The sequence below is a fragment of the Sphingobium indicum BiD32 genome (genome assembly GCF_000382885.1).
GTDB lineage: Bacteria > Pseudomonadota > Alphaproteobacteria > Sphingomonadales > Sphingomonadaceae > Sphingobium > Sphingobium japonicum_C.
The window spans coordinates 13,011-35,007 of record NZ_CAVK010000013.1 but is presented as its reverse complement, the minus strand read 5'-3'; the positions used below and the strand labels follow the sequence as shown (position 1 = coordinate 35,007).

The following is a 21,997-nucleotide window of genomic DNA, read 5'->3' as shown; positions in this document are numbered from 1 at the left end:
GCAGGCTCAGTCGTCCGATCGGGGCAGCGGTTTGGTCGGCAGCAGGTCGAGACGCCGGGGCGTGTCACCAATCGCCCGCAAGGCCTCGAGCCGCGCGGCGACCTCGCTTTCGTGCTGGGTGATCTCGATGCGATTGAGGCCCACGATCGTCCAGACCGCGAGTTCGGGCCGTTCGGTTACGTGGACCGAGTAGGCGATGGGCAGCTTGTCGGGATAGAGCCAGAGCAGCAGCACCGGGAGCGCGGCGAGGTTCGGTTTGCCGCCCGACGCAGCGAGCGTCATTACGCCACCCTCGCGGTCGTACCGGCAGGTGATCCCAAGCGGCTGCGGGTGGCCGGCAAGGCCGAGGATCGTCTCGCGAGGCCTCACGCCGAAGACCGCGTCGAGTTCGGCCGGGGGCTCGGCCTCGGCGTTCTCAGCCATTTCGGCGAGGAACAGTTCGACCGCGGCGAAGCGCGCGGCTTCCTCGCGGGTGCAGGCAAGTTCAAGCGTGAGCGTAATCGAGGACATGGCTGGGACTTTCGTGTTGCAGCGCGCGCCCCACGTCCCGTTGCCAAGGCAAGGGATAGAACGGCGGACCCGCGCGGAATTGAACGGGTCAGAGGATGAGGTGGCGCTCGACGTGGGCGCGTGTCCGCGGCCTCTGGAGGTTGAAGACGGGGACGCCGTGGCTGGCGGCAACGCGCAGCGCCTGGCCGGTGCCGCCCGAAGCCTCGCCGTCGGCGGTCCAGCACAACACGAATTCCGCAGGGCTATCGAGCGAGCAGCCCAAGACCTGGAACGCGTTTCGGGTATGAAGCGCCTGGACGAACGCCGAGAGCCCGGCAAAGGCCGGATGGTGCGCGGCAGCGATGATGCGCGCCCTGCCCCAGAGCTGGTCGCCGAGCGTCTCGGGATGGAACTCGCTTGCCGAGCCGCGCCAGCCCGCCGCCGGCAGGAAGATCTGCGCATCGCGGCCGGCTCCGCGCTCGAACGCACTGTCGGCGCCGATGGCGTGGCCCGAGCGCAGGACATAGCCGCGCTTGGTGAGCGCGAAGGCGGCGCGGGTCATCAGGCTGAGGATCTCGGGCGGTGTCGCGCGCGCACCGATCCCGGCATAGAAGCGAGGCATGGACTTGGACTCCCTTTAGGAACGCCTGCTCCAGCCCCCTCCCCTTACCCGGTGTCGGCGGCAGCGACCCTGGCAGGACCGTAGGCGGCGAGCAGGTTGCGGTGGAGCACCGCGTTCGCAGCGGGGAAAAAGCTGCCGTCGGCGTTCGCCCGGGTGATCTGGAGCGCGGCAGCGACCACGTCGCGGAATGGGCGCATGACGGCGCGCGAGCCCTCGTAGGTCACCGGCTGCGGAAATCCCGCCGCGATCCAGGTGGCTGGTTCCACAAGGTCGTCGAGCCAGGCCTGAGCGCCTTCCGGCAAGGGCATTTCCGCCGAGACCAGCCACAAGGTCCGGTATGTCCCGAAATCATGGACATTGGCGACAAGGGCAAAGCCGAGCGGCAGCGGCGGCTCGCCGTTGATGGCAATGATTGCGGCCTTGTAGGCGAGCAGTTCGAGGGTGTTGGCCGCGGCAAAGTCTGCGCATTGCCCGAGCTGCGCGCAGGGCTCATCGGCGGGACCGGCGCCGAATTCGAGGATCCGGTGCCGGCTCATCGCGCTGCCTCCTCGCAGGCGTCGGGATACCAGGCGAGTTCCACCGCGTCGGGATGGGCGGCATCGAAGGCCGCAATGCGCGCATGGGTGATCAGGCCTGCGCGATCCTTGAGCCCAACATAGCCGCCGTAGAAGCGGCCGCCGGCAGCAACGAACTGGGCGTGGATGTCTTCGCTCACCGCCTCGATGACGAAGAAGCCCGGCAAGCCCGCGATGTGCGCCGGCGGCAGGACGCCGAGCATGTCGTCGAAGAAGGACTCGCTCACCCGCGATAGCGGGAAGCGGGCGAGCACCGCCTCGCGCGAGGTGGCCCGCAGGGCCCCATCAGCTACGGTCATCGCTCGCACCTCCGGTCACCACAAAGGCCGGGATGGTCAGCTCGGCGCGACCCATCTCGCGTTTGAGATCGCGCAGCCGCGTGAAACTGTTGATCCACGACGGCGGGAAGAGGACGTATTCGTCTTCGCTCGCCGTGTAGTCGCGCATCTGGCCTTGCCCATCGAACAGGATGATCTCGGGAAGATAGGCGCCGGGGCAGCCACCCGACCAGCGGCGGAACGGCAGTCCGTGCTCGGCGCAAAAGGCGTCGATCTCGGGGATCTGCCCGCCGTTGAGTTCGGTGCCGTAAAGCTCGAGCGGTTCGCCGTGGGGGAGCTCCGCCGGATCGAAGGGTTCGCCGTCCCACTCGGTGCGCAGGTCATAGCCCGCCGCATGTGCGGCAAAGGCTTCGAGATGTTCGCGCGGCAGTACGCCGCCGATGGTGATGTGGACGGGGACTCGGTCGCCCATGGGCTAGGTCCTTTCGCTTGGGTCTGATCCGACCGGCGAAGCCCCCCTCCCCTCACTGTGACGTCGCCGCGGGCCTTCCAGCACCCCAGCGCTCGGTGCTGCGATCGACTGCGAGTTCACTGGAACAGGTCTGGCACAGCGCGAAGGCTTCAGCGGGCGTGCCCGCGAGCCATTGCTCCCAGCTTTCTCGGGCGAGGACGACGGGCATGCGGTCGTGTACGTCCGTCATTTGCGGGCAGCCATCGACCATGACCATCGAATAGGCCGCGCCCCACTCCTCGGTCGGGCGCCACAGCCCGGCGACGGCAAAGACCTCTTCGCCCGCCAGCGAGTACCAGGTCCGGGTCATCTGCCCCTTGATGCCCTCAGCCTCGGCCCAGGCGCTGACCGGGATCAGGCAGCGGCGGCGCTCGAAGCTTGGGCGCCAAAATGCAGTGCCGAGCTTGTCCTCGCGCGCGTTGTTGACGGGCTTGGGCCTCAGCGGCTGACCGTTCTTGCCCTTCAGGATCAGCGGGAATCCCCAGGTCATGACCCGCGTCTCGCCCTCGGCAACGACGAGGCCGGGATAGCCCGGATAGACCTCGGCGGCGAAGTTCGCGCCCGCGGCGCTGCGCGCACCGAACAGACGGGCGATTTCTGCAGGGGCCTTGGTCATGCGGTACAAATTGCACATGCCCCGATGCTCGGCGGACCGCCCTGCCCTGTCAATCAGCACGAGCAGCAGCGCCCGCCATCTTGCAAAATCGTTCCCTCTATGTTCTTTTGACGGCATGGAACGAATCGATACGTCTGCTGTCGCTCATGCGATCCTGGACGCCCCGGGCTGGGCGCGGGTCGGGATCACGGCCCCAAGCTCGTGCCTGCGCGAGGATGCCGCGCTCGAACTCGCGCGCGTGATTGCCGATGCGGTCGACGCGCCGGTCATTACGCCGTCACTGGAGCAGTCCACCCTGCCGCTCTGAAGCGCGCTTGCTCAGCCCGCGGGGCGGGCCAGCAGCGCCTCGATCTGCGGATCGAGCGTAAATCCGAAACGCCTGGCGATCTCGGCGGCGTGTTCGAAGTCGGCAGCGCTGACGTGGAGCGAGCGGGCGAGATACGCGAGCGTCTCACCTTCACGCGGCGCGGACAGGGCATGGAGATTCCCGTGCGCCTGCGTCACGGCAAACGGCCAGGTCATGGCGACGCCGACCACCTCCTCGGCAAGCACGACCAGCGTGTCTCCGGTACTGATGGCCTCGTCGCACTGGACCGCGTCGTAGGCATTGCCGGTGCTGGCAAAGGCGTGGTGGCGCCGGGCGGTGAATGCGAAGCGTTCACTGTCGGTGAGCATTTTGGTTCTCCGGATATCCCCATGCAAATGAAGAGGCGGAACGCCGGGCGGGGGGCAGTGCCGGCGTTCCGCCTCAGGCCGCGCGGGGGGCTCATCCGCGGCCTTTGCACGGGGACGGGGACCCGCTTGGGGCCCCCGCCGGTTGGAGTTGGGCTTGCCGATCAGGCGTCGACGAGCGGCGGCAGTGCGCCATCGTGTTCGGCGCCGTCCTTGGCACCCGCCCGTCCGCGCTTGACGGGCGGGGTCGCGGTGCTTTCGCCCAGGCCGTCACCGGCCTGTTCCTCGCGGCGATCGCCGCCGGCATCGTCGGCCGGGAACATGTCGCTCTCGCCGTATTCGGCGGTGCCGAGGCGGTTGTCACGGCGGCGCGGACGCTGCCAGGCGATCGCCATGGTGCCATCCTCGCGCGGGAACGCGGCGATGTAGAGCGGCTGCACCATCGACGGATCGTCGATCTTGCCCTGGTAGAAGCTCTCGCCGGTCGAGTTCGAGGAGAGCTCGAAGAGCGCGCCGACGATCACCCAGCGGCGCTGGTCGTTGAGCGCGACGATCTCGTAGCGAGGGGCGCGCGGGTTGCTGGAGGTCACCGGCCGCAGGCCGATGGTGCGGGTGATGGTGAGCGTTTCGACAGAGCCGATCAGCTGGCCGTTGGCGTTCTTGCGGATTTCACCGATGTTCATGGACGTTCTCCTAGGTGGATCGATTGCGACCGAACCCCTTGTTCGATCACTCTCTTCCCACCCCCCTTCCCTCCCGGCCGTCAGGCCGAAGCTGCGGGCTTTGCCCGCAGGGGGAGCTAGATCTTCCAAACCGCAAATTATTTCGACGGGTCAGCTCATTGCCTAACAGAACCACCAAACTTGGGAGACAGACCGGCAAGGGAAAAGGCCGCCAAGGTGCCACACGGGTAGACCTGATAGGTCGATGAAATCTTCCACGATACCATTCGCTTAAATGATGCAGTCGCGCATCTTGCTGTGATAGGGCCGTCAGAAAGGGGGACGTGCCAAGTGGCAAACATCAAATCTTGGTGCGGCGAGACCGTCACAAAGGTCAAAACGCACAGCCTCGTCTATCTTGAGGCTGACGCGGCGGCCCTCGTGAGCACGGGTGTCGCATCGGTGGCTGCTGTCGTTCCCGGGCATTATGCCGCACCCGATCGCATTGGCGACATCCTGCGGCGGCTCGGGAAGTCGGCGGTGGCAGACTATATCCAAACCAAGTTGCCGCAGGGTGCAAAATCACGGTCGGGCGATCTGGGGGAGATTCTTGCTGCCAGCTATGTGTCGGAATTCACCGGCTATTCGGTCGGCGTCTTCAAGTTGCGGTGGTCGGACCACCGCGAGATGGCGATGCGGGGTGACGATATATTGGGTATCAGGCTCGATCCTGGGGTCACGGTCAAATTTCTGAAGGGCGAGGTCAAAAGCCGCGCAGCGCTTGGCAAGAAGACGGTCGATGAAGCAAGGACGGCGCTTGCTTCCAGCAATGGGAGGCCGACGCCGCACGCGCTCGCGTTCGTTGCGGATCGATTGTTCGAAACGGGCGAAACCGCGCTGGCCGAGGTAATCGACCAGTTTCAGATCAAGGCCCGGATCGAAATCAATCAGCTGTCGCACCTGATGTTCATGTTCACCGGCAACAATCCGAGCAAACTGCTCACCGCCAATCTTAACGCCTACAGCGGCAAGATCCCACAGTTTGCGGTCGGCCTGCGGGTATCGACCCATCAGGCGTTCATCAAACAGGTCTTCGAGAAGGTGATCGCCGATGGCAACAAGCCCTGAAGCAATCGCCCAGTTGATCGCACAGGCGACGGCCGCCGGGTTCCGTGACGATTTGCTCGCGAAGGGACAGGCGCGGGCGATGGTGTGGCGCGACGGCGTGGTGCCGCCTGAAGCGCCGCAATTCTCGACCATGCTGACCTATGATCTCCTGAGTTACGCCTATTCGCTGATGAACCAGGGGTTGCGGCTGCTCGATCAGCAGGCCGAGTCTAGTGCCGCGCGAAGTGCCTTCGAACATGCCGCATCGGCGATTGAGGCGGCGACAGCGCGTGGCCGCATCACGAATGACCGGGATTTCCACCGGCTGATGGCAGGTGCCTGCTATCATCTTGCCCGCTATGCCGCACGGGCCTTCTCATTACTGCACGAGGGGTTGAACGAGGCCAATCTCAGCGTGCCGGAACGCGCGGTCGCGCTCCTCATGCTGCGGGACCTGATGACGCTCGAAACGCTGATTCGCGAGGAGCGTGACAACGCGTTGGAGGATGCGATGATCGCGCACCTCGCGGGAGAAGTCGCAGGTGACGCGCCAGCTTTGGACGACAGTGAAGACGAGTCGGTACACGAACCGCTCCTGCAGGTTGTCGATCGGGCGCTTTCCGACAATTTCACGGCAGCGCTCGCCATCGCACTGCTTGCGTTCGAGCGGGGAGACGAAGCGCTAATCGGCTCCGCGATCGAACGCCTGAAGACCGGCCTGTCTTCTGCGGCCGAACTCAACATCGTGCCGAGCTGGTGGTGCCACCGGCTCACGATCCACCTGCTCGACGATTTGTGGTCGTCGAGCTTCCACGTCCGCCTCCCCAAGGCTCCGGACGACGGTACAGCCGTCGATTGGGCCGCCTACCGCGAATTGTTCATCGCGTCACTCTTGCGTCGCGGTCGCTCCGAGATCGACCTGTGGCCTTCCCAGATCGATGCTGCGACCCGGGCGCTGGATCTCAACGACAATATGGTCATCTCGTTGCCGACGAGCGCGGGCAAGACGCGCGTCGCAGAGCTTTGCATCCTGGCCTGTCTCGCTGCGGGGCGCCGCGTCGTGTTCGTGACCCCGCTGCGCGCGCTCTCTGCGCAAACCGAAGTGACGCTTCAGCGTACCTTCCAGCCGCTCGGAAAAACGGTCTCAAGTCTCTATGGCGCGATCGGCGTCAGCGAAGTGGACGAGGATTTCCTGCGTGAAAGCGACATCATCGTCGCCACGCCAGAGAAGCTCGATTTCGCCCTCCGTAACGACCCTGACCTGCTCGATAGTGTAGGCCTCGTCGTCCTCGACGAAGGCCATATGATTGGACTGACCGAGCGCGAAGTCCGCTATGAGGTTCAGATCCAGCGCCTCTTGCGACGCAGCGACGCCAAGACCCGGCGCATCGTCTGTCTTTCGGCCATCCTTCCCGATGGCGATCAGTTGCAGGATTTCACGGCGTGGCTGACCGGCGACCAGGACGACGGACTAATCAAGATGGACTGGCGACCAACGCGCCTGCGCTACGGCGAGGTCGAATGGCGTGGCGATCACGCGAAGCTCGAAATCTCGGTCGGTGCAGAGAAACCGTACGTGCCGCGGTTCCTGACAGCCAGCCTGCCCAAGGGTCGCAAGACGCGCTTCTTCCCGTGTGATCAGCGCGAACTGTGCATCGCGACTGCCTGGGCGTTGGTCGCAGACCGGCACTCGGTGCTGATCTTCTGTCCGCAACGCCGATCGGTTGAGCCATTCGCCAAAGCCATCGTCGACCTAGCCAAACGCGGATCTATCGTGCCGGTGCTCGATCACGACCCGACCGTACTGGACAATGCGATCGCAATCGGCACTGAGTGGCTTGGCGTTGATAGTCCGGTGCTGGCATGTCTGCGCCTCGGCGTCGCGATCCATCATGGCGCGCTCCCCACGCCCTATCGCAAGGAAGTCGAGCGCTTGCTCCGCGATGGCGTTCTGCGGGTGACGGTGTCGTCGCCGACGCTCGCGCAGGGGCTGAACCTGTCGGCCACGACGTTGATCTTCCACGGCCTCAAACGCGGAAGTGAGCCGATCGACATCGCAGAATTCCGCAACGTCGTCGGGCGTGCCGGCCGCGCCTATGTCGATGTCGAGGGCTTGGTGATTATGCCAATGTTCGACCGGCTCACCAGTCGCCGTGCCGAGTGGAAGGGGATGGTCGATAGCGCCAAGGGCAAGGAAATGGAGAGTGGCCTGTTGAGGCTGCTGCTCTCTTTGATGGGCCGGATCGTCCGCAAGACCAAGGCCAAGTCGATGGCGACGGTCCTGGAATATCTTGCCGGCATGACCGCATGGGAGTTCCCGGTGCTGCCGACCGAAAGCAGCGATGTGAACGAACAGGAACGCGGGCGCTGGTCGGGGTATCTCACCACACTCGACACGGCGCTGCTCAGCATGCTCGGCGAGCAGGAAGTGCCGGACGATCAGATCGAGGCGATGCTCGATGACGTGCTGACGTCGTCACTGTGGACGCGGCGCCTTCAGCACCGCAAAGCTGCTGTCCAGCAGTTGCTCAAGACCGGGCTGGTCGCGCGCGCGAAATTCATCTGGGGCCGGACGACGGCCACGCAGCGTCGCGGCTATTTCCTTGCCGGCGTCGGCCTTGCGACCGGCGAAGCGCTCGACGCTGATGCCGCCGAACTGAACGAGCTTCTGGTCCGGGCCAATGGTGCCATTCTCGTCGATGATGCGGACGAAGCGATCGCCGCATTGACTGCGTTCGCCAAAAAGGTCTTCGCTATTGCTCCTTTCGTCCCCGACGACCTGCCCGATGACTGGCCAACCGTCCTGAAGGCGTGGCTCGAAGGTCGCGCGCTCGCGCCTCTTGCTGCCGGCAGGGAAGATGAGGTCCTGAAATTCGTCGAGCAGGCGCTGGTCTATAAATTACCTTGGGCGATGGAAGCCGTTCGGGTGCGCGGCCTAGCGCACGGCGATGTGCTCGAAGGCGGGCTCTCGATGGAGGATATTGAGCTCGGCGTGGCGGTGGGCGCCGTCGAGACTGGCTCGCTCAACGTCTCGGCGGTCATGCTGATGCATGCGGGATTTAGCTCGCGCTTGGCGGCGATCAGTGCGGTTTCGCAGACACAGGCGGATTTTACCACCATGTCGGAATTGCGTGCTTGGTTACGCGAAGACGCCGTCGCCGGTGGGTGCGACAATCCCGATTGGCCGACGACGGCATCGCATGGGCTCTGGCTTCAGTTCATCGAGAACATGGCGCCCGAACGACGGCGGACCTGGGCGTCGACAAGCCATGAGATCGATGTCAAATGGGATAAATTCGGCCCGCCAGTTGGAACAGCGCTGCGCTTCGTCGACGGAGGTGGCGAAACCCTTGTCTATGCGGCGGACTTCACGCGCCTCGGGCGTCTCGACAAACCGCTCAACTCGGAACGGCTGGGCTTGGCACTGGCAAGTGTCGGTTGGCTCGGCGATACCGTCGATGTCCGATATCTCGGTCCTGGTGATTTATTGTGCAGGTGATTGATGGGGCTACGACCGTCAAGTACGCGCCGAGGGAGGGGCAATAGCGACTCATCACACAGGGCCTCGCGATCAGTCTGACGGCGTAGAGCAGTGTGTTTCTGCGTAAACCGCACACAACGAGGCGCTGGCGAAAGTGCAGCGGACTAAGAGAGCAACTCAGTAAATTGGCCCGCGCTCCTGACCGTTCCGATCCGGTTGACGAGGCTTTTGTCTGCCCGCCCCAGGCGCCTGAAATCCTCCCGCGTACGCCGATCGACAAACAACTCGTCGACATAAGGGGCAAGGGCAGCAAGGCACTCGTCGGCAAGATCGCTTCCCGGCCGGCGTTGCCGATCCTGGCCATGGCGTTCGAGCCCGTGCTGGACCCAGAGGCTGGGCAGGATAGCCGGGTCAATGGCCTTCAGCCGCACATAGGGTACTCCAAGGTGATCGGCTATAATCCTGAGGCGCGTCCGATAGATGGCCAAGCGGTTGAGGTCGGCGAGCAGAGCATCGTCGCGGATCTCCTCGCGGTCGAGGCCCTGCCCGGTGAGCGCCCACTCCAAAAGGCCCCTCACGTCTATGTCAGGCGGCAGATCGACCTCGCCCACTTCTGACATGAACCAGTTCGCCACTCCAGCGGGGTCTTCGATCCGGACATCACCCCGGGCCCGGACATGATCGGTCACTTCGCCGGACATCCGGGCGAGGCGGGACTGGCGCTCGCTGGGCGGGCGGATCGAGCCTTTCACGATGTCGCCGACAGAGCGCCTGTCGTCGAACAGGCCCATGCGGCGAATGGCAGCGATCGAACGGGAACTGCGGTTGCGGCGACGGCATTCCGCGCGGACGACCTGCCAGATCCACATCTCGGTGCCGATCACATCGGTGCCGCTTCCAGTCCGGACAAGCAGGCCTCGCGCGGCCTCGCGAACCTCAGCCATTGCATCGGCTCCGTGAAGAGCGGCTTCAAGTTCCGCAGCCAAGATGTCAACGATCGTCCCAGTCTGCAGACTGCTATCGGGGTAGCGGACGAACCCGATCAACGGCAGCGACTGGATAAACCCGATCCGGCGCATAGCCCATTCACTATCCTCGATCGCGAGAAGTTCCTCGAGGTGGTGGAAGGTCAGGAGCGGAATGCGGCCAGCGGCGATCAGGCGGTCGTAAAGCGTGGCAGCCGCCACGTGGTCCCTGTGAAGGGGACGAAGCGTCGCATCGATCCAGCGGGACCAATGCGCGCTGTCAGGCGCGATGATGACGGGACGGACAATGGTCATTGCAAGGTAATCGGGCGAAGCTGGCCTGTCGTGCCGGCCCGCTCCTACTTCTTGCCGCTGCCGCCCTGGGTCGGGGGATTGGCGGGAGGTCCATTGCCGCTTTGGCCTGTGGTCGGTTGGTGGCCGTTCTGCGCTGTATTTGTCGGCGTCACTGCCATGGGCTGGTAGCCTTTGCCGAGCGGCTGGTAGCCGTCGTTCGCCATGGTCCGCCCGCTGTTTCCGTCCTTGGTGCTCATGTCTTTTGCCTTTGTGCCGGGGGAATTACTTGCGGGCGCTGGTGCCCTGCGTGGGAGGATTGACCGGAGGTCCACTCGAACTGGCTGCTGCGGTGGGGCCTTCTGCTCCAGACGAACGGGGTCTTGCGGCAACTGGCTGATGACCGCGCGTCTCGGTTGGCTGGTACCCGAAGTTACCCGCTCCGGCCGGGCAATTGGTCGTCATGCGTTCACTGGACATTGAGCGCCTCCTTCAACGCGGTAGGTATTCAATCGAGCGGATCTCGCCATGGGCCAGCCAAACGCTGGATCCACGGGGTGTCCAAGGCTCGCCTTCTCCGGGGAAATCGAAGACATACTCGACGAACAAGTCGCGCTCGGCCAGATCGGACGAGGCAAATGAGCCCGTACCTAGATAACCGTAAAACCTGGTCTCGTCCTTCAGGGTGACAATGATCCAGCATTCTTCGCAGGCGGAGAAGCGCCAGTCCCAAGCGGAACGGACCGGATGGACGGTGTTGATGCCAATGCGCGAGAGAAGGGCCTTGCTCCAGCCTTTGCGGGCATTGAGGCCGAGTGTCACACCTAGTGCTGCGGGAGCCACAAAGAGCAGACCAAACCAGCTAAGGCCATAGGTGCCGTCTATGCGTCCCGACGTATAGAGGCCCTCGGCCAGAGGAAAGGCCATGGCGTGGTAGGCCAGCGACAACGTGATGTATGCAAGTGCCCCTTCGGAAACTGGCGGCAACCGACCGGCGAGGAATTGGCTGCGGAAATAAAGCGCGATCACACCTGGTACTGTAAAGACCAGAAACAGCACCAACACTTCGGGTTTTAGCAATTCGCCCAAGGAATGATCTCCTTATGTTCCCGTCTACCTGTTGCGTGCTTCCCGGACAAGCTGAGAGGTTGGCTTCCCCACATCTTTTGTCCGACACATGATCCGACGACGGAGTCCGGCCGGACGCATGCGCAGCAATGGTTAGGACAGATGCAGAACAATGGTTGACAGTGGCTGGGTGTAGGTCCAGCCTTGCTGGACGGCTTTACCTCCATGCCTGTCGCCAAGCTAAATAGGTTTTGATTAACTCTTCAGTCTGCCCGCGAAACCAGTGGTCAGCTCGATTAAATGGCGACCGATGTGACCCCTTGGAGTTCGCATGGCTATCCTGTTGCCAACATCTGCAAATATTCGTTTGCTCAAGACCGTCCTTATGGGTGATTTTGATATGCGCTCCGCACACGCCACGGAAGCGATTGCCGCGCTAATCGGATTTCGATCCAATTTAGCTTACTTGACGGCCTCCAATCATTGGTCAGACGCGACGGTCTACGATGCAAATTTCGATGCCTTCGAGGATCGCGCAGCCCACTTGGGTTACGACAGAACCTCGTCTGAACATTTTCGATTCATTTTCAATGGGATCAAGTGGCCAGACCCAGCTTGGGGATTATTCGACAAGCGAGACTCCGCCGGTCGAGATGCATGGTTTTATGAGTGCCAACGGCGCAAGATTCCATTTCTACATATATCCAGGGCAAAAACGTATTGCACGGTGCATTGGGACCATATCAGTTTGGATTCTGAGTATGATCAAATGGTCAGGCAAGCTGCCGATGGTGATATTGGAACGATTTTATTTCGAACTTATCAGCTGATTGCTGCCGGCGTTGAGCCCAAGAGTTTTTTTGAAGGCAGCGCTTTGGTCGGGAGCGTGACCGGTCTGTCTGAATCGAGCGCTCGACAAATTGCCAATTCGTTTGCCCTAAGACTCTTTCCCGGAAACGTACAATCCGCATTGGCGGCGTGATGGAGCCGCAAAGCAAACAGCAGCTATGTCGCCTTCGGCACCCAAAAGCAGACTGACCGCAACGTGCTCGGTTTCATCCATAATCCACCGTGTAAATGTACGGCAGGTACTAGCGGAAAGCTTCGAGATCGGTCCGCGAACCGTCCGCCACTTATGGTAGATCTTTGAGAGGGCACGCACTAGAGTTCCCGTGCATCTGCCGGCCCCTTGACCTCGGCTTGACCTCGACATAGATTGCGTAGGCTCCCGGTAGGAGCACGGCACCTGCCATTCCAAAGCTGTCCGACAGCACTACCCTGTACTTTCCGCTGCTTCGTTCAACCATGTTGTTCAGGCTTGCGAGGTGGTCGGCAGGTGACGCTTCATTGCGAGCATGGAGAACAACCATGTTGAAGGAAGCAATCCGTCCGTCGACAATCATTGGCATTAAGCGACTGGCCAATCAGGCGAAGAAGGCGTCTGGGATCACCCATGGCGAGGCCCTCGACCTTGCCTCGAAAAAGGCTGGGTTCGAGAACTTCGCGCACGCGCGACGCGTCCTCTATAGCAACGACAATTCTGCGGCCAACGGTCACCGGTTGTTCCTCACCTACTATTGGTATGAACGTAAGCCCTACCGCTCGGGCCGTGAGACAATCGAGATCCGACTATCGCGACCCCTGCTGGAAATCTGCAGCAAGCGCGGACTGAAGCTGGAGCGCACGTTGTCGAGATTGCGGTTGGCCGCGCCCGATCATCTCCTGTCTGATTCAATCACCGAGCATCAGAGCTTCGCACGCGGGGAACTATGCAAGGCGGTACGCGCGCTGCGCTTCATGGAGGCGACCGGACTCGAGCCGAGTGAGTATCGCCACGCTCGCAAAGCCACGGTAGCGCTCGACGAGCGCTTGCCAAAGCGCGACCACAGCACCGACTGGAATGATCCGCGGACCGGACGCTACATCATGCTTGACGAACCCTATGCCGCCGCCGTCGTCAGCGACGATCGTGCGGCCTGGGCGTCGCGCAACGGCTGGCATCTGCAGGCGTCGACCTGGCCTGGCATTTACAGTCCCGGCGCGTGTCCGCTATTCGTTGCGGCTGCGAAGGACGACGCTTTCGACTTCGGCGCCCTGATGCATCAGATTGACGGGCTCGCCCCGCCAGTCACCGCCGAACACTGGCCTGGCGTGTCCGTCACCGGCCACGAGACTTTCATTTCGCCAATGGCAGTCACGCCACAGGACCACCGGCGGGCGCGGGCGAAGGGCACGACCTATCAGGTGCCATCGAAGACGACGGAACCTTACAGTTCGATGTGGAGCAGCCGCCGGAAGCCTATCGGGGCTCTAGGCATCCCCGGGCACCAAGAGGCAGGCCGTATGATCAAGGCACTACTGCGGTCTGGCGCACGGCCTTGGTCGGTCAAGGAGCGGCTTGAGACTCTGCGCTGCACGTTGGAGGACTGGCTCGGCAAGGAAATCGAGCGAGAGGAACTGTCCGATGGAGATTTCTTTGACGTCTATTACCACGAGATCAATGAAAACGATCCGTTTGTCGCCGTTGCCGCGACCAGCGTCGGCGTGATCGACCTGCTCGGGCAGCTTCGCAGAAAGCTTACAGAGGCTTATCCCGACTGCGCGCCATTGCGCAGATTGACCGGTCGGATCGACACCTCGGTGAAATTCATGGTCAGGTCTCAACAACGCGATTGCGGGGAAGACCATTACGGCGGGTGAACGGAGGTCTGTTGATAGGTAACTCCTAGCTCACTTTGGAGCTAGGTTTTTCCGGGCTCCCGCGTCAAGGCGATCGGCGGAAATGTTGGCGACTATTGTCGAAGCGTCTGATGACCCAATATTTCGGCAACAATCCGTCCGATTGGTCGCATTGGATCATGCGGGCAGTTTCCGCGATCCCATTCAAGGATTGCGGAAACTTCGCCAGAGATTTCCGCATAGTTCCCTGCAATCGCCAGCAACGCTTGAACCTCCACAATCTCCCGCAAGCTTGTGCCTTGCCACAGCCGGACGTCAGGCTCGGAGGATGCATCGGGCGTTCCGAACACCTGCACGAAATAAGTATCAAGCCCCGGATCCCAGCCAACGGCTACCTCGAAAATGTCCGAGTACTCCGGCAGCGGTTTCAACGAATACCGGCTCATCGGCTCACCAGTCGCTCGCCAGCATGATCGTGACCACGCGGAAGCTTTGCTGCGCATCCCACGGCGTCTCCGACCCCCAGGAGAACGTCCCGTCGTTGGCATACACATCGATCTTCCAGAAGATTTTGTGCCCCTGGAACTCGACGGCACCAAAGTCGCGCTCACCGTGAGGGTCATTGCCCGGATCGATCGGTGTTTCATTGATAAGCCTGCGAAGCGCGGCCTGCCCCAGCATCAGATTGGCCTGGCGGGCGCCGGGGTGCTCGGCGTCGCCAGCAAGGATGTCGGCCAGTGCCCGGGTGAACACAGTGCGCGAAGTTGGCAGTGAACCTGCACGGGCAGCGTCGTTGAGCCGGGCGATCTCGGAAGTGTGGTCAACGGCGGCGGACGTCAGTTGAGCAAGCTGGGTCATGGGTTCTTCCTTTCAAGATTGATCCCCCGCCGAGTGCCCCCTCCCCTCCGCTGTCCGGTTGACGGGGTTTGAGTGTTCACGCTACGTTCTTTTGGAAAGGATCACGCCATGCCCGCTCCCAGCCACCTCGACCATTTCGATCTCGACATCGGCCTGCGCGATGCCTCGTGCGAGGAGAACCTGCCGCCGGTGCGCCGGGCGATCGCGGCGCTGTGCATCGGGGTCGGGGTGGACGACGCCTACCTGTCGGTCCGCGAACTGCGCGAGGCAGTGTCGTTGGTGCATGAGAATGCCCCCGGTGGGCGGGCAAAGCTCGCCGGTATACTCAGCACCCAGTGCGACGATTTCCAGCGGGCGATCTATTATTGCCTTGCCGGGCGCGGCGTGGTCGAGATGGCCGCGGCGATGGATTGGCTGCTGACGATGCTCAAGGCGCGCGGCCGCACTGCGGCCTGGCTCAGCCGCATGCGGGTGCGGCGCAAGGATCTCGTTTCACCCTATGTCAGCGAAGCGCCCGATGGCCCGGTCGTATCGGCCAGCCCGGATTTCGAGCTCGGGCAATCGTGGTTCGTCGAGCGCGGGCCAGGTCCCTACTGATCATCCGGCTCGTCATCGTTGCAGGTGACGACCCGCGAGACGGTGCGCCACGGCGCCGCCTTGCTCGCCAGCACCACGCGGAAGGGCTGCAGCGGATTGCCGGTCTTGACCACGGCGGTGTCGCCCTGGACGTGCTCGGCAACCCGGGTGGCGATCCGGTTGGCATTCTCGATGCTGCACAGGCGCGCCCGCTTGGACGAGCGCTGTGGTGGGGTGGGATCGGTCATGGCGCTACTCGCTTGGGTGCCGGTCACGAGGCTGACGGGGCCACGGGCGGCGGCACGATCGTCCACGCCCGGCTCATCAGCTTGCTGATCTTCACCCCGACCCCGTCGCTAACCCGGCGTAAGGTAGTCTTGCGGCCCGACTGGACGACGCGGAAGCTGCGTTCGCTCTGCCCGTCGGTGAATGTCAGCGGCTCGGCCAGCACCAGCATTTCGCCGGGCGCCGGCTTGCGGCGCGTGGTCAGGGCAAGGCGCTGGCGGCAGTGCTCACGCCACTGCGCGGCATATTCGTTGCCGGGTGGCCCAAGCAGATCGAGGATCGCGGCGGGGCAGTCGTAATTGTAGGGCCCCATCGTTTCAGTGAGATCCTTGTATCCAAACTCTTCGCCGCTGCGCGCGCCGGGGCTCCATTTGACAAGGCAGATGATCGCGAATGTCTCGCGCGGGCCTTCGACATCGTAGCTCTGGCAGGCGGCGTAGTAGGCCCCCGAACGCACGGTGGATTTGAGGACACGCAGCCCCGTTGCCCGGCCCTTGTCGGGGTCGGGCGGATAGGTGCACTGGTTGTCGAGATAAGCCTTCGGCGTGGCGAACGGGGCCATGCCGCCGCGTGACATGAACAGCCAACCCATATGGGGTCTCCTAGACGAGCGCCTGCTGGCGCGGATTTATCGAAAGGCCGGTCTCGCGAACGACGAGCGCGCGGAAGCTGGGCGGTGCGGCAAGGACGGCGATGTCGCAGAAGTGGTTGCGATCGCCGAGGTAGTCCTGGCGCCCCTTGCAGCGGCGGAACATGACCTCGCGGCCCGGACGGATGCAGGGGATCGAGACCTGGACATAGATTTCGTCACCGTGGAGCGTGATCTCGCCCGAGATCGCAGGCCCCGCAAAGTTGCTGCGCAGATCGTACTGGTCAGGTTCGAGTCCCAGATGGCGCGCCGCCACCCGCAGCGCCGAACGCGCCTCGCGGTGGAAGGCGCGCTTGGCCTCGGGGTCGTAGCCGATGCCGCGGCGGGCCAGCGCGACAAGCGCGGGCTTGGACTTCAGCTCGTCGATCTTGGCGAGGCACTGCCGGCGCAGCGGCAGGTCTTCCGCGAAGGTTTCATCGGGCGCGTGGCCGAGCGCGATGCGGCCGACGTGACGCGCGAGCAGGATCGTCGCGGGATCGCGGGCCGGGTCGATCCCGGCGTTGCGCGCGTCCTGCATCGCATCGACGACGGCCTGGGTGGCGGTGGCAATGGTCGCGAGTGCGTCGGGCTGCAGGGCACGGCGATAGCGGAAATCGAGATCGTAGTTCATCGGTGAAGTCTCCCTTTGCGCCCCCTGGCGCATCGGGCTCCCACCCCCTCCCCTTCCCGCTCGCTCTGCGAGCGGCCGCAGTGCCTCCGCTTTCCGGACGCCGTCAGGCTGCCTCCTTGAGTTCGTCCGGCAGGGGCGAACCGAGCGCCGGATCAAACTGGCGCAGCCACTTCACCGCCTGCTCGGCCTTGGCCGCCGCATGGAGGATGGCGGTCTTGTCGCCGCGCAGGATCTTCATCCAGTGGTGGATGTAGGAGGCGTGGCTGTCGTGGAGTTCGTTGGGGAGGCCGTATTCGGCGCAAAGGGTGGCTTGGCACAGCGACGCGACGATTTCTTCGAAGGCATAGGCATCGTCCCCGAAGCGCTTGCCGAACTGGCGGTTGAGCCGTTTGGCCGACCCCGTGGCGTGGCCGAGCTCGTGGCACCGGGTCGAGAAGTAAGCCTCGATCGAATGGAATGCGTTTGGCGACGGCAAGGTCACCGTGTCGGTGCTCGGCGTGTAATGCGCGCTGTCGCCGCCGTGGACGACGCGGACCGGGATCGCGTCGAGAAAGGCCTGCACCCCGGCCGAGAGCTCGCCGATCGCCTTGGGATCGGGCGGCTCGGGGTAGTAGTGCGCCGGCAGGCCCTCGATCTGCGAAGCGTTGAAGACGTGGTTCCACTTCATGAACCGGATGGTCTTCTCGGTCGTCTCACCGGTTTGGTGATCGGTGTCGGTCTTGCGCGCCGAGGAGTAGAACACGCTGAACGAGCCGCTCTCGCCCTTGCGGACATGGGCGCCGTGTTCGAGCGCCTGGCGGAAGGTCATCCAGTAAGGGCTGGCGTAGCCCCGGCTCTCGGCGACCGCCCAAAGAAAGAACGTGTTTATCCCCGAATAGGGAACCCCGTTGTGGCGGAGCGGCCGCGTGCTGGTCGAGGTCCAGGGCTTGAGCCAGGGAGCGGTGCCCGCGGCGATCTTCTCGAGGATCAGGTCGGTGATGACCTGCGCGACGTCGGGTTTGGGGTGACGGGTCATTGGGCCGGGCCCTCCGGCACAGGATCGGGCGAGAGGTCGGAGGCGGCGCTCGACCAGGAAAGGCGCAGCGTGCGCCCATGCGGGATGCGCCAGGCGACCCGGTCAGCGAAAGCCATGCGGATGCCAGCGAGGATCGCGGCATCCTCGCCCTCGAGGATGGCATGGGCACGCACCGCCGCATCGTGGCGGAATCGGGTCTCCTGGGTGTCGTAGCTGTCCGCATCGGAATCGTCCGAAGGCGAGAACACCGCATCGATGATGAGGTCGGTGAGATCATCGGGCCCTAGCGCGGTGGTCCGGGTCAGTGCAATGCGCGCGCAGTCGGGGTCGCCCCAGGAGTCGGCATCTTCCAGGATCGCGAAGTCGGTCTCGAGATCGAGCCGCCGGTCGTGCTGATCGGTGAGTTCGATGGTGATCGCGTCGGGGCGCAGGGTGACAGCTTCGGCTTCGCCCGCGGGTATGCCGCCATCGAAGGTGTAGCGCTCGCCGGTCCGCACGAAGGCCGGGAGGGCATCGTACCAGGGATAGCCGATGAAGTTGGTGATCGGTTCGTAGAACGCGCGCGGTTCGGGGCCGCCGAGGCGGTGCATCTCGCCGCCGTTCGAGCGCCGCAATGCCCGCCCGAAAGTGACCGCGTCGAAGGAGTCAGTGTCGTCATAGATCGCCGATCCCGGTTCGAGGTCGGCAAACCGCGGCACCTCGCGGTAGCTGTCGCGGGCGAGCGTCGGGTACCACAGCGGCAATTGCCGGGCCGCCTGCGGGAAGTCGTCGTGGTAGAGGTTCGCCTCGAGCCAGTTGTCGAAGCTCAGGCGGTGGAACGGTTCCTCGCGGATGACCGAAAAAATCGCCTCGCGGCAGAGCGCCACGAGCCGGTCGAGTGCGGCGTTGCGGTAGATTTCCTTGCGGGCGGGCAGCACCAGGACGAGATCGGGCGCGTCGATCACGTCGACCTGCACCGACCACTGGGTGTGATGGACTTCCTTCACGACCGGGAAGGCTTGTTTCAACGTGACCCCGTGGAAGTTGAGTGTCGCGATGTGGGGCGAGTACCGGTCGCGGAACACGCCGATCCGGAACCCCTCCCGCTCGATGACCTTGTGCGCGTCTGCGAGGAAATCGGCGCGGGCGAGGTCCTTGCCGTTGTAGCTGACGGCAAGCGACAGGAACCGCGCCGCCGCCTCGACGCAGCGTTCGAGCTTACCGTCAGGCTGCGGATCGAACCGGAAGGCGATTGTCGTGCCGGGCGCTCCATCCCACGGGAGCACATCGATGTCGGCCTCGCCGGTCCAGGCATCCCCCGCAATCGCGAGCGAGAATGCACCGCCCCCGCTTCGCGAACTGACCACCGTGTCAAGGCCAGCCAGACTGAAGAAGCCCATGCCCGCCGGGTCCTCGCGGGTGCGGCATTCGTCGGACCAGTCGGATTGGCCGAGCGAGAGGAGGTCGACCGGATCGGCGATCCCGCCGCCGTCGTCGCCTACCGTGATGAGGCAGGCGTCCGCCAGATGCTCCGCGGTGACGGTGATGCTGGTCGCACCCGCGCGGCGGGCATTCTGGAAGAGTTCGTTGAAGATGTCGTCGAGGGTCCCGTTGAAGATCCGGGTAACCTTCGAGATCGCGTGCGGAGAGACCCGGGCGCGCAGCTTGGTGATCATGGTCATGAGGTGGTTCCTGGATGGGCCGGCACGCTGTCACAGGGCGCAAGGGATGCGCGGGCAGCGTGCCGGCAGGGCTGGCTCAGGCGTCGACGGTCTCGCCGGCGTCGGCGTCCTGCTCTTCGGCAGGTTCGAGGTCGCCCGCATCGCTCTCGGGTTCGTGCTCGACCGGCGCCTCGTCATCGGGCTCGCTCGCCGCGAGCACCCGGAACCGCATGGCTTCTGGCACCCACGCGAGGGCGGCTTCCTTTACCTCGGGGGCGACGATGGTCTCACCGGCAAACAGCTTCTCGCAGGAAGCCGAGAGGTCGCCCTTCTTCGAGCCCATGAAGCTCGCCGCCATGGTTGGGCCGCCGACTTCGCTGACATGGGCGAGCAGCGCCTGCTTGCTGACGCGGTCGAAGTAATTGGCCGAGGTCGGCCGCCAGTGGCTGGCGACGTTGATCCCCATCAGCGCCGCAAGGTGATCGTGGAGATCGATCGGCTCGGGGCCGGACTGCCCTGCCTTCTTGTCGATCCCCATGCTCGCCTCCAGCGTCTTTGCCATGCACCAGGCGAGCCAGCTTGCCTTGGCATCGTCGTCGAGCGCGCTGAACGCCGAGAACCGGTCGACCGTGCGGCGATGCTCGGTCCACGACAGGTCGAGCGTCTCACGCATGTCAGCCATCAGCGTATGCGCCGGGCTTTCGGGGTAGTTGGCGAGGTAGATCGAGGGCGACGGCGCGCGGAGCGTCGTTCCGAGCGCCTGCGCACTGTAGAGCGCGCGGGAGTCCGCGATAGCGAAGATCAGGTAGTCGAGTGCGATCGCCGGGTTCGAGGCGAGGTTGATCGCGAGAATGTCGCGGCGCTGCACCGCGAGCTCCTCGACCAGCTTCTGCGACAGTGGCTTGGGCGCGGACGAGGCGCTACCGCCATCCCCTGCCGTTCCGCTGGCACCCTCGGCGGCGTCGCCCCCGCGGGCCTTGCGGCGTTCGAGCGGCTTGTCGCTGTAGAGGCCGCTGGCAACCGTGGGCTGGCCGTCGGCGCCGATGATCACGAAGCAGCCGACATTCGCCTTCATCTCCTCGGGGATCACCGGGGGTTTGTCGTGGAGCGCGTCGTAGGCGCTGCTCGCGGCATCCCAGCGGGTCTGGAACTCGGCGGCGGCAGCCTCGTCGTCTTCGTCGAGGGTCTCGCTTTCAGCTTCCAGCGCCGAGATCGTCTCGAGGAGCTTGTCAGCCTCGACTTGTTCCTCGTCGGTGAGCGGTGCCGGTTCGAGATGGACCTGGTGGAGGTCTTCGGTCGCGTTGTAGGTGACGCGGGTCTCAAGGATCGGGCGCACCCAGGCATAGCCGGAGGTTTCGGCAATCTCGGCCGCAAAGGCCTGGAGCTTCTCGCCGGCAATGCGCTGGGCGATCTCGGCATCGATCCAGGTCTCGCCGCCATCTTCGGTGAAGAGGTCACGCTCGATCTTGCCGCCAGCGGCCAGGTAGTCGGCTTCGGTTGCCAGCTTCGCCATTGGCGAGGATGAGCGGATCGCGCTGTGCGTGACCATGCGGCGGATTGAATCGGGGTTGTTGCCCTGCCATGAGTTCGACAATTCGCTCCAGACCATCATCTGGCGATCATGGTTGGGCGTCGTCGCATAGGCCTTGGCGACATCGAGGGTGATCTTGCCCTCCTCGAGTGCGGCGAAGATCGGATCGGCAAGGTCGGCAAGCCGCAGGCGGCCTTCGATGAACCGGCGGGTGCGGCCGAACCGCTTGGCGATCGCGTCGAGGTCGCTGCCCTCGTTGACGAAGTGCTTGTAGGCGCGGATCTCGTCGGTCGGCGTCATATCTAGCCGGATGACGTTCTCGATCAGCGAGAGTTCGGACTGCTCGGCGGTATCGATGTCGAGCACCCGGCAGGCGACGGGGTGGTCCTTGGGGAGCTTGCCGGCGGTCAGAAGGAAGTTGAGGGCGCGCAGGCGGCGGCCGCCTGCGGTCACGTCGAACATGCCGCGCTTCTTGGCGGGCACAACGATCAGGTTCTGGAGGAGGCCCTTGGCCTCGATATTGGCAGCCAATTCTTCGATGAAGAGGTTGCTGTCGTTCTTGCGGACGTTGGCTTCGGACAGCCGTAGCTTGCCGAGCGGGATCAACTCGATGTCGTTCATGGGGGTGCTCCTGAAAGCCGGATTTGGCCGAGCCCTTCGGCTCACCTCTTCCAGCCCCCCTCCCCTCACAGTTTCAGGACGCTCCGGACGTCAGACCGAGCCCGAAATGCTTGCGGGCACAGCCGTTCAAAGCCCCGTGAGGCATAAATTGTGGATTTATGCCTCAAGATACGGCATAGAGTGAGGCATAAACGCA

Annotated in this window: 25 protein-coding genes; 6 read left to right on the top strand and 19 right to left on the bottom strand. The window is 63.8% G+C overall.

Features of this window, described 5'->3' with window-relative positions; all coding sequences use genetic code 11:
- Positions 1-6: 6 nt before the first annotated feature.
- The 6 genes from EBBID32_RS01335 to EBBID32_RS01310 all read right to left on the bottom strand — a co-directional run bounded on the left by EBBID32_RS01335 (position 7) and on the right by EBBID32_RS01310 (position 3,109).
- Entirely contained in the window at positions 7-510 is a 504-nt protein-coding gene (locus EBBID32_RS01335; protein WP_006949390.1) for a hypothetical protein, read from the bottom strand.
- Between the two features lie 88 nt (positions 511-598).
- Positions 599-1,111, bottom strand: a complete 513-nt coding sequence (locus EBBID32_RS01330; RefSeq protein WP_006949389.1) for a hypothetical protein — start codon at positions 1,109-1,111, stop codon at positions 599-601.
- A 44-nt stretch (positions 1,112-1,155) separates the two neighbouring features.
- Positions 1,156-1,647: a hypothetical protein gene (locus tag EBBID32_RS01325; protein WP_006949388.1), complete on the bottom strand. Its 492-nt coding sequence runs from the start codon at positions 1,645-1,647 to the stop codon at positions 1,156-1,158.
- Positions 1,644-1,985 (bottom strand): hypothetical protein, encoded by a 342-nt coding sequence (locus EBBID32_RS01320; protein WP_006949386.1) that lies wholly within the window; start codon positions 1,983-1,985, stop codon positions 1,644-1,646. The genes EBBID32_RS01325 and EBBID32_RS01320 overlap by 4 nt, the downstream gene beginning before the upstream one ends.
- Positions 1,972-2,436 (bottom strand): hypothetical protein, encoded by a 465-nt coding sequence (locus EBBID32_RS01315; RefSeq protein WP_006949384.1) that lies wholly within the window; start codon positions 2,434-2,436, stop codon positions 1,972-1,974. Before EBBID32_RS01315 ends, EBBID32_RS01320 begins: the two co-directional genes overlap by 14 nt.
- 52 nt (positions 2,437-2,488) lie before the next feature.
- Entirely contained in the window at positions 2,489-3,109 is a 621-nt protein-coding gene (locus EBBID32_RS01310) for an SOS response-associated peptidase (protein WP_034161359.1), read from the bottom strand.
- A 97-nt stretch (positions 3,110-3,206) separates the two neighbouring features.
- On the opposite strand from EBBID32_RS01310, the gene EBBID32_RS01305 reads away from it, so the two are divergent.
- Entirely contained in the window at positions 3,207-3,398 is a 192-nt protein-coding gene (locus tag EBBID32_RS01305) for a DUF6771 family protein (protein ID WP_006949381.1), read from the top strand.
- Between the two features lie 11 nt (positions 3,399-3,409).
- Here EBBID32_RS01305 and EBBID32_RS01300 read toward each other — a convergent pair whose 3' ends face one another.
- Together EBBID32_RS01300 and EBBID32_RS01295 are read right to left on the bottom strand one after the other, a co-directional pair.
- Positions 3,410-3,766 carry a hypothetical protein gene (locus EBBID32_RS01300; protein WP_006949380.1) on the bottom strand — a complete coding sequence of 119 codons (357 nt, stop codon included), beginning with the start codon at positions 3,764-3,766 and terminating at the stop codon, positions 3,410-3,412.
- Between the two features lie 161 nt (positions 3,767-3,927).
- Positions 3,928-4,446 carry a DUF736 domain-containing protein gene (locus EBBID32_RS01295; RefSeq protein WP_006949378.1) on the bottom strand — a complete coding sequence of 173 codons (519 nt, stop codon included), beginning with the start codon at positions 4,444-4,446 and terminating at the stop codon, positions 3,928-3,930.
- A 330-nt stretch (positions 4,447-4,776) separates the two neighbouring features.
- Between EBBID32_RS01295 and EBBID32_RS01290 the strand changes: the two genes are divergently transcribed.
- A complete protein-coding gene (locus EBBID32_RS01290; RefSeq protein WP_020997453.1) occupies positions 4,777-5,553 on the top strand; it encodes a Hachiman antiphage defense system protein HamA in 777 nt (258 codons plus the stop codon).
- Between the two features lie 130 nt (positions 5,554-5,683).
- Positions 5,684-9,031, top strand: coding sequence for a DEAD/DEAH box helicase (locus EBBID32_RS01285; protein ID WP_196805572.1), 3,348 nt, complete (start codon positions 5,684-5,686; stop codon positions 9,029-9,031).
- Positions 9,032-9,177: 146 nt separating this feature from the next.
- Here EBBID32_RS01285 and EBBID32_RS01280 read toward each other — a convergent pair whose 3' ends face one another.
- The 3 genes from EBBID32_RS01280 to EBBID32_RS01270 all read right to left on the bottom strand — a co-directional run bounded on the left by EBBID32_RS01280 (position 9,178) and on the right by EBBID32_RS01270 (position 11,358).
- Positions 9,178-10,293 carry a hypothetical protein gene (locus tag EBBID32_RS01280; protein ID WP_006949372.1) on the bottom strand — a complete coding sequence of 372 codons (1,116 nt, stop codon included), beginning with the start codon at positions 10,291-10,293 and terminating at the stop codon, positions 9,178-9,180.
- A gap of 44 nt (positions 10,294-10,337) precedes the next feature.
- Positions 10,338-10,529 carry a hypothetical protein gene (locus tag EBBID32_RS01275; RefSeq protein ID WP_006949371.1) on the bottom strand — a complete coding sequence of 64 codons (192 nt, stop codon included), beginning with the start codon at positions 10,527-10,529 and terminating at the stop codon, positions 10,338-10,340.
- A 232-nt stretch (positions 10,530-10,761) separates the two neighbouring features.
- Positions 10,762-11,358 carry a DUF6338 family protein gene (locus tag EBBID32_RS01270; RefSeq protein WP_006949369.1) on the bottom strand — a complete coding sequence of 199 codons (597 nt, stop codon included), beginning with the start codon at positions 11,356-11,358 and terminating at the stop codon, positions 10,762-10,764.
- Positions 11,359-11,668: 310 nt separating this feature from the next.
- On the opposite strand from EBBID32_RS01270, the gene EBBID32_RS23920 reads away from it, so the two are divergent.
- Together EBBID32_RS23920 and EBBID32_RS01265 are read left to right on the top strand one after the other, a co-directional pair.
- The gene (locus EBBID32_RS23920; RefSeq protein ID WP_020997454.1) at positions 11,669-12,319 is read left to right on the top strand and encodes a hypothetical protein; all 651 of its coding nucleotides are present in this window, start codon (positions 11,669-11,671) and stop codon (positions 12,317-12,319) included.
- A 386-nt stretch (positions 12,320-12,705) separates the two neighbouring features.
- A complete protein-coding gene (locus tag EBBID32_RS01265) occupies positions 12,706-14,037 on the top strand; it encodes a DUF5623 domain-containing protein (RefSeq protein WP_006949368.1) in 1,332 nt (443 codons plus the stop codon).
- A 92-nt stretch (positions 14,038-14,129) separates the two neighbouring features.
- On the opposite strand, the gene EBBID32_RS01260 is transcribed toward EBBID32_RS01265, so the two are convergent.
- Both EBBID32_RS01260 and EBBID32_RS01255 read right to left on the bottom strand, forming a co-directional pair.
- The gene (locus EBBID32_RS01260; protein WP_231382072.1) at positions 14,130-14,447 is read right to left on the bottom strand and encodes a hypothetical protein; all 318 of its coding nucleotides are present in this window, start codon (positions 14,445-14,447) and stop codon (positions 14,130-14,132) included.
- Between the two features lie 19 nt (positions 14,448-14,466).
- Positions 14,467-14,874, bottom strand: coding sequence for a DUF3768 domain-containing protein (locus tag EBBID32_RS01255; RefSeq protein WP_006949366.1), 408 nt, complete (start codon positions 14,872-14,874; stop codon positions 14,467-14,469).
- Between the two features lie 108 nt (positions 14,875-14,982).
- Between EBBID32_RS01255 and EBBID32_RS01250 the strand changes: the two genes are divergently transcribed.
- A complete protein-coding gene (locus EBBID32_RS01250) occupies positions 14,983-15,471 on the top strand; it encodes a hypothetical protein (protein WP_006949365.1) in 489 nt (162 codons plus the stop codon).
- Here EBBID32_RS01250 and EBBID32_RS01245 read toward each other — a convergent pair.
- From EBBID32_RS01245 to EBBID32_RS01220, 6 genes are all read right to left on the bottom strand, one after another.
- Positions 15,465-15,698, bottom strand: a complete 234-nt coding sequence (locus tag EBBID32_RS01245) for a hypothetical protein (protein WP_020997456.1) — start codon at positions 15,696-15,698, stop codon at positions 15,465-15,467. The two genes, EBBID32_RS01250 and EBBID32_RS01245, sit on opposite strands and share 7 nt — an antisense overlap.
- Positions 15,699-15,721: 23 nt before the next feature.
- Positions 15,722-16,327, bottom strand: a complete 606-nt coding sequence (locus EBBID32_RS24725) for a DUF6927 domain-containing protein (protein ID WP_006949362.1) — start codon at positions 16,325-16,327, stop codon at positions 15,722-15,724.
- A gap of 10 nt (positions 16,328-16,337) precedes the next feature.
- Positions 16,338-16,994, bottom strand: a complete 657-nt coding sequence (locus tag EBBID32_RS01235) for a hypothetical protein (RefSeq protein ID WP_006949361.1) — start codon at positions 16,992-16,994, stop codon at positions 16,338-16,340.
- 103 nt (positions 16,995-17,097) lie between these two features.
- Positions 17,098-18,009 carry an ArdC family protein gene (locus EBBID32_RS01230; protein WP_006949354.1) on the bottom strand — a complete coding sequence of 304 codons (912 nt, stop codon included), beginning with the start codon at positions 18,007-18,009 and terminating at the stop codon, positions 17,098-17,100.
- On the bottom strand, positions 18,006-19,670 hold the full coding sequence (locus EBBID32_RS01225; protein ID WP_006949351.1) for an ATP-binding protein: 1,665 nt from the start codon (positions 19,668-19,670) through the stop codon (positions 18,006-18,008). Before EBBID32_RS01225 ends, EBBID32_RS01230 begins: the two co-directional genes overlap by 4 nt.
- Before the next feature lie 76 nt (positions 19,671-19,746).
- Positions 19,747-21,801: a ParB/RepB/Spo0J family partition protein gene (locus tag EBBID32_RS01220; protein WP_006949349.1), complete on the bottom strand. Its 2,055-nt coding sequence runs from the start codon at positions 21,799-21,801 to the stop codon at positions 19,747-19,749.
- Positions 21,802-21,997: the final 196 nt, after the last annotated feature.

Bases quoted from the DNA above. Each gene is read 5' to 3' on its own strand.
- EBBID32_RS01220 (WP_006949349.1), bottom strand. From the start codon at position 21,801: ATGAACGACATCGAGTTGATCCCGCTCGGCAAGCTACGGCTGTCCGAA.
- EBBID32_RS01225 (WP_006949351.1), bottom strand. From the start codon at position 19,670: ATGACCATGATCACCAAGCTGCGCGCCCGGGTCTCTCCGCACGCGATC.
- EBBID32_RS01335 (WP_006949390.1), bottom strand. From the start codon at position 510: ATGTCCTCGATTACGCTCACGCTTGAACTTGCCTGCACCCGCGAGGAA.
- EBBID32_RS01245 (WP_020997456.1), bottom strand. From the start codon at position 15,698: ATGACCGATCCCACCCCACCACAGCGCTCGTCCAAGCGGGCGCGCCTG.
- EBBID32_RS01310 (WP_034161359.1), bottom strand. From the start codon at position 3,109: ATGTGCAATTTGTACCGCATGACCAAGGCCCCTGCAGAAATCGCCCGT.
- EBBID32_RS01325 (WP_006949388.1), bottom strand. From the start codon at position 1,647: ATGAGCCGGCACCGGATCCTCGAATTCGGCGCCGGTCCCGCCGATGAG.
- EBBID32_RS24725 (WP_006949362.1), bottom strand. From the start codon at position 16,327: ATGGGTTGGCTGTTCATGTCACGCGGCGGCATGGCCCCGTTCGCCACG.
- EBBID32_RS01255 (WP_006949366.1), bottom strand. From the start codon at position 14,874: ATGACCCAGCTTGCTCAACTGACGTCCGCCGCCGTTGACCACACTTCC.
- EBBID32_RS01285 (WP_196805572.1), top strand. From the start codon at position 5,684: ATGCTGACCTATGATCTCCTGAGTTACGCCTATTCGCTGATGAACCAG.
- EBBID32_RS01295 (WP_006949378.1), bottom strand. From the start codon at position 4,446: ATGAACATCGGTGAAATCCGCAAGAACGCCAACGGCCAGCTGATCGGC.
- EBBID32_RS01275 (WP_006949371.1), bottom strand. From the start codon at position 10,529: ATGAGCACCAAGGACGGAAACAGCGGGCGGACCATGGCGAACGACGGC.
- EBBID32_RS01250 (WP_006949365.1), top strand. From the start codon at position 14,983: ATGCCCGCTCCCAGCCACCTCGACCATTTCGATCTCGACATCGGCCTG.
- EBBID32_RS01280 (WP_006949372.1), bottom strand. From the start codon at position 10,293: ATGACCATTGTCCGTCCCGTCATCATCGCGCCTGACAGCGCGCATTGG.
- EBBID32_RS01330 (WP_006949389.1), bottom strand. From the start codon at position 1,111: ATGCCTCGCTTCTATGCCGGGATCGGTGCGCGCGCGACACCGCCCGAG.
- EBBID32_RS01300 (WP_006949380.1), bottom strand. From the start codon at position 3,766: ATGCTCACCGACAGTGAACGCTTCGCATTCACCGCCCGGCGCCACCAC.
- EBBID32_RS01315 (WP_006949384.1), bottom strand. From the start codon at position 2,436: ATGGGCGACCGAGTCCCCGTCCACATCACCATCGGCGGCGTACTGCCG.
- EBBID32_RS01305 (WP_006949381.1), top strand. From the start codon at position 3,207: ATGGAACGAATCGATACGTCTGCTGTCGCTCATGCGATCCTGGACGCC.
- EBBID32_RS01265 (WP_006949368.1), top strand. From the start codon at position 12,706: ATGTTGAAGGAAGCAATCCGTCCGTCGACAATCATTGGCATTAAGCGA.
- EBBID32_RS01320 (WP_006949386.1), bottom strand. From the start codon at position 1,985: ATGACCGTAGCTGATGGGGCCCTGCGGGCCACCTCGCGCGAGGCGGTG.
- EBBID32_RS01235 (WP_006949361.1), bottom strand. From the start codon at position 16,994: ATGAACTACGATCTCGATTTCCGCTATCGCCGTGCCCTGCAGCCCGAC.
- EBBID32_RS23920 (WP_020997454.1), top strand. From the start codon at position 11,669: ATGGCTATCCTGTTGCCAACATCTGCAAATATTCGTTTGCTCAAGACC.
- EBBID32_RS01230 (WP_006949354.1), bottom strand. From the start codon at position 18,009: ATGACCCGTCACCCCAAACCCGACGTCGCGCAGGTCATCACCGACCTG.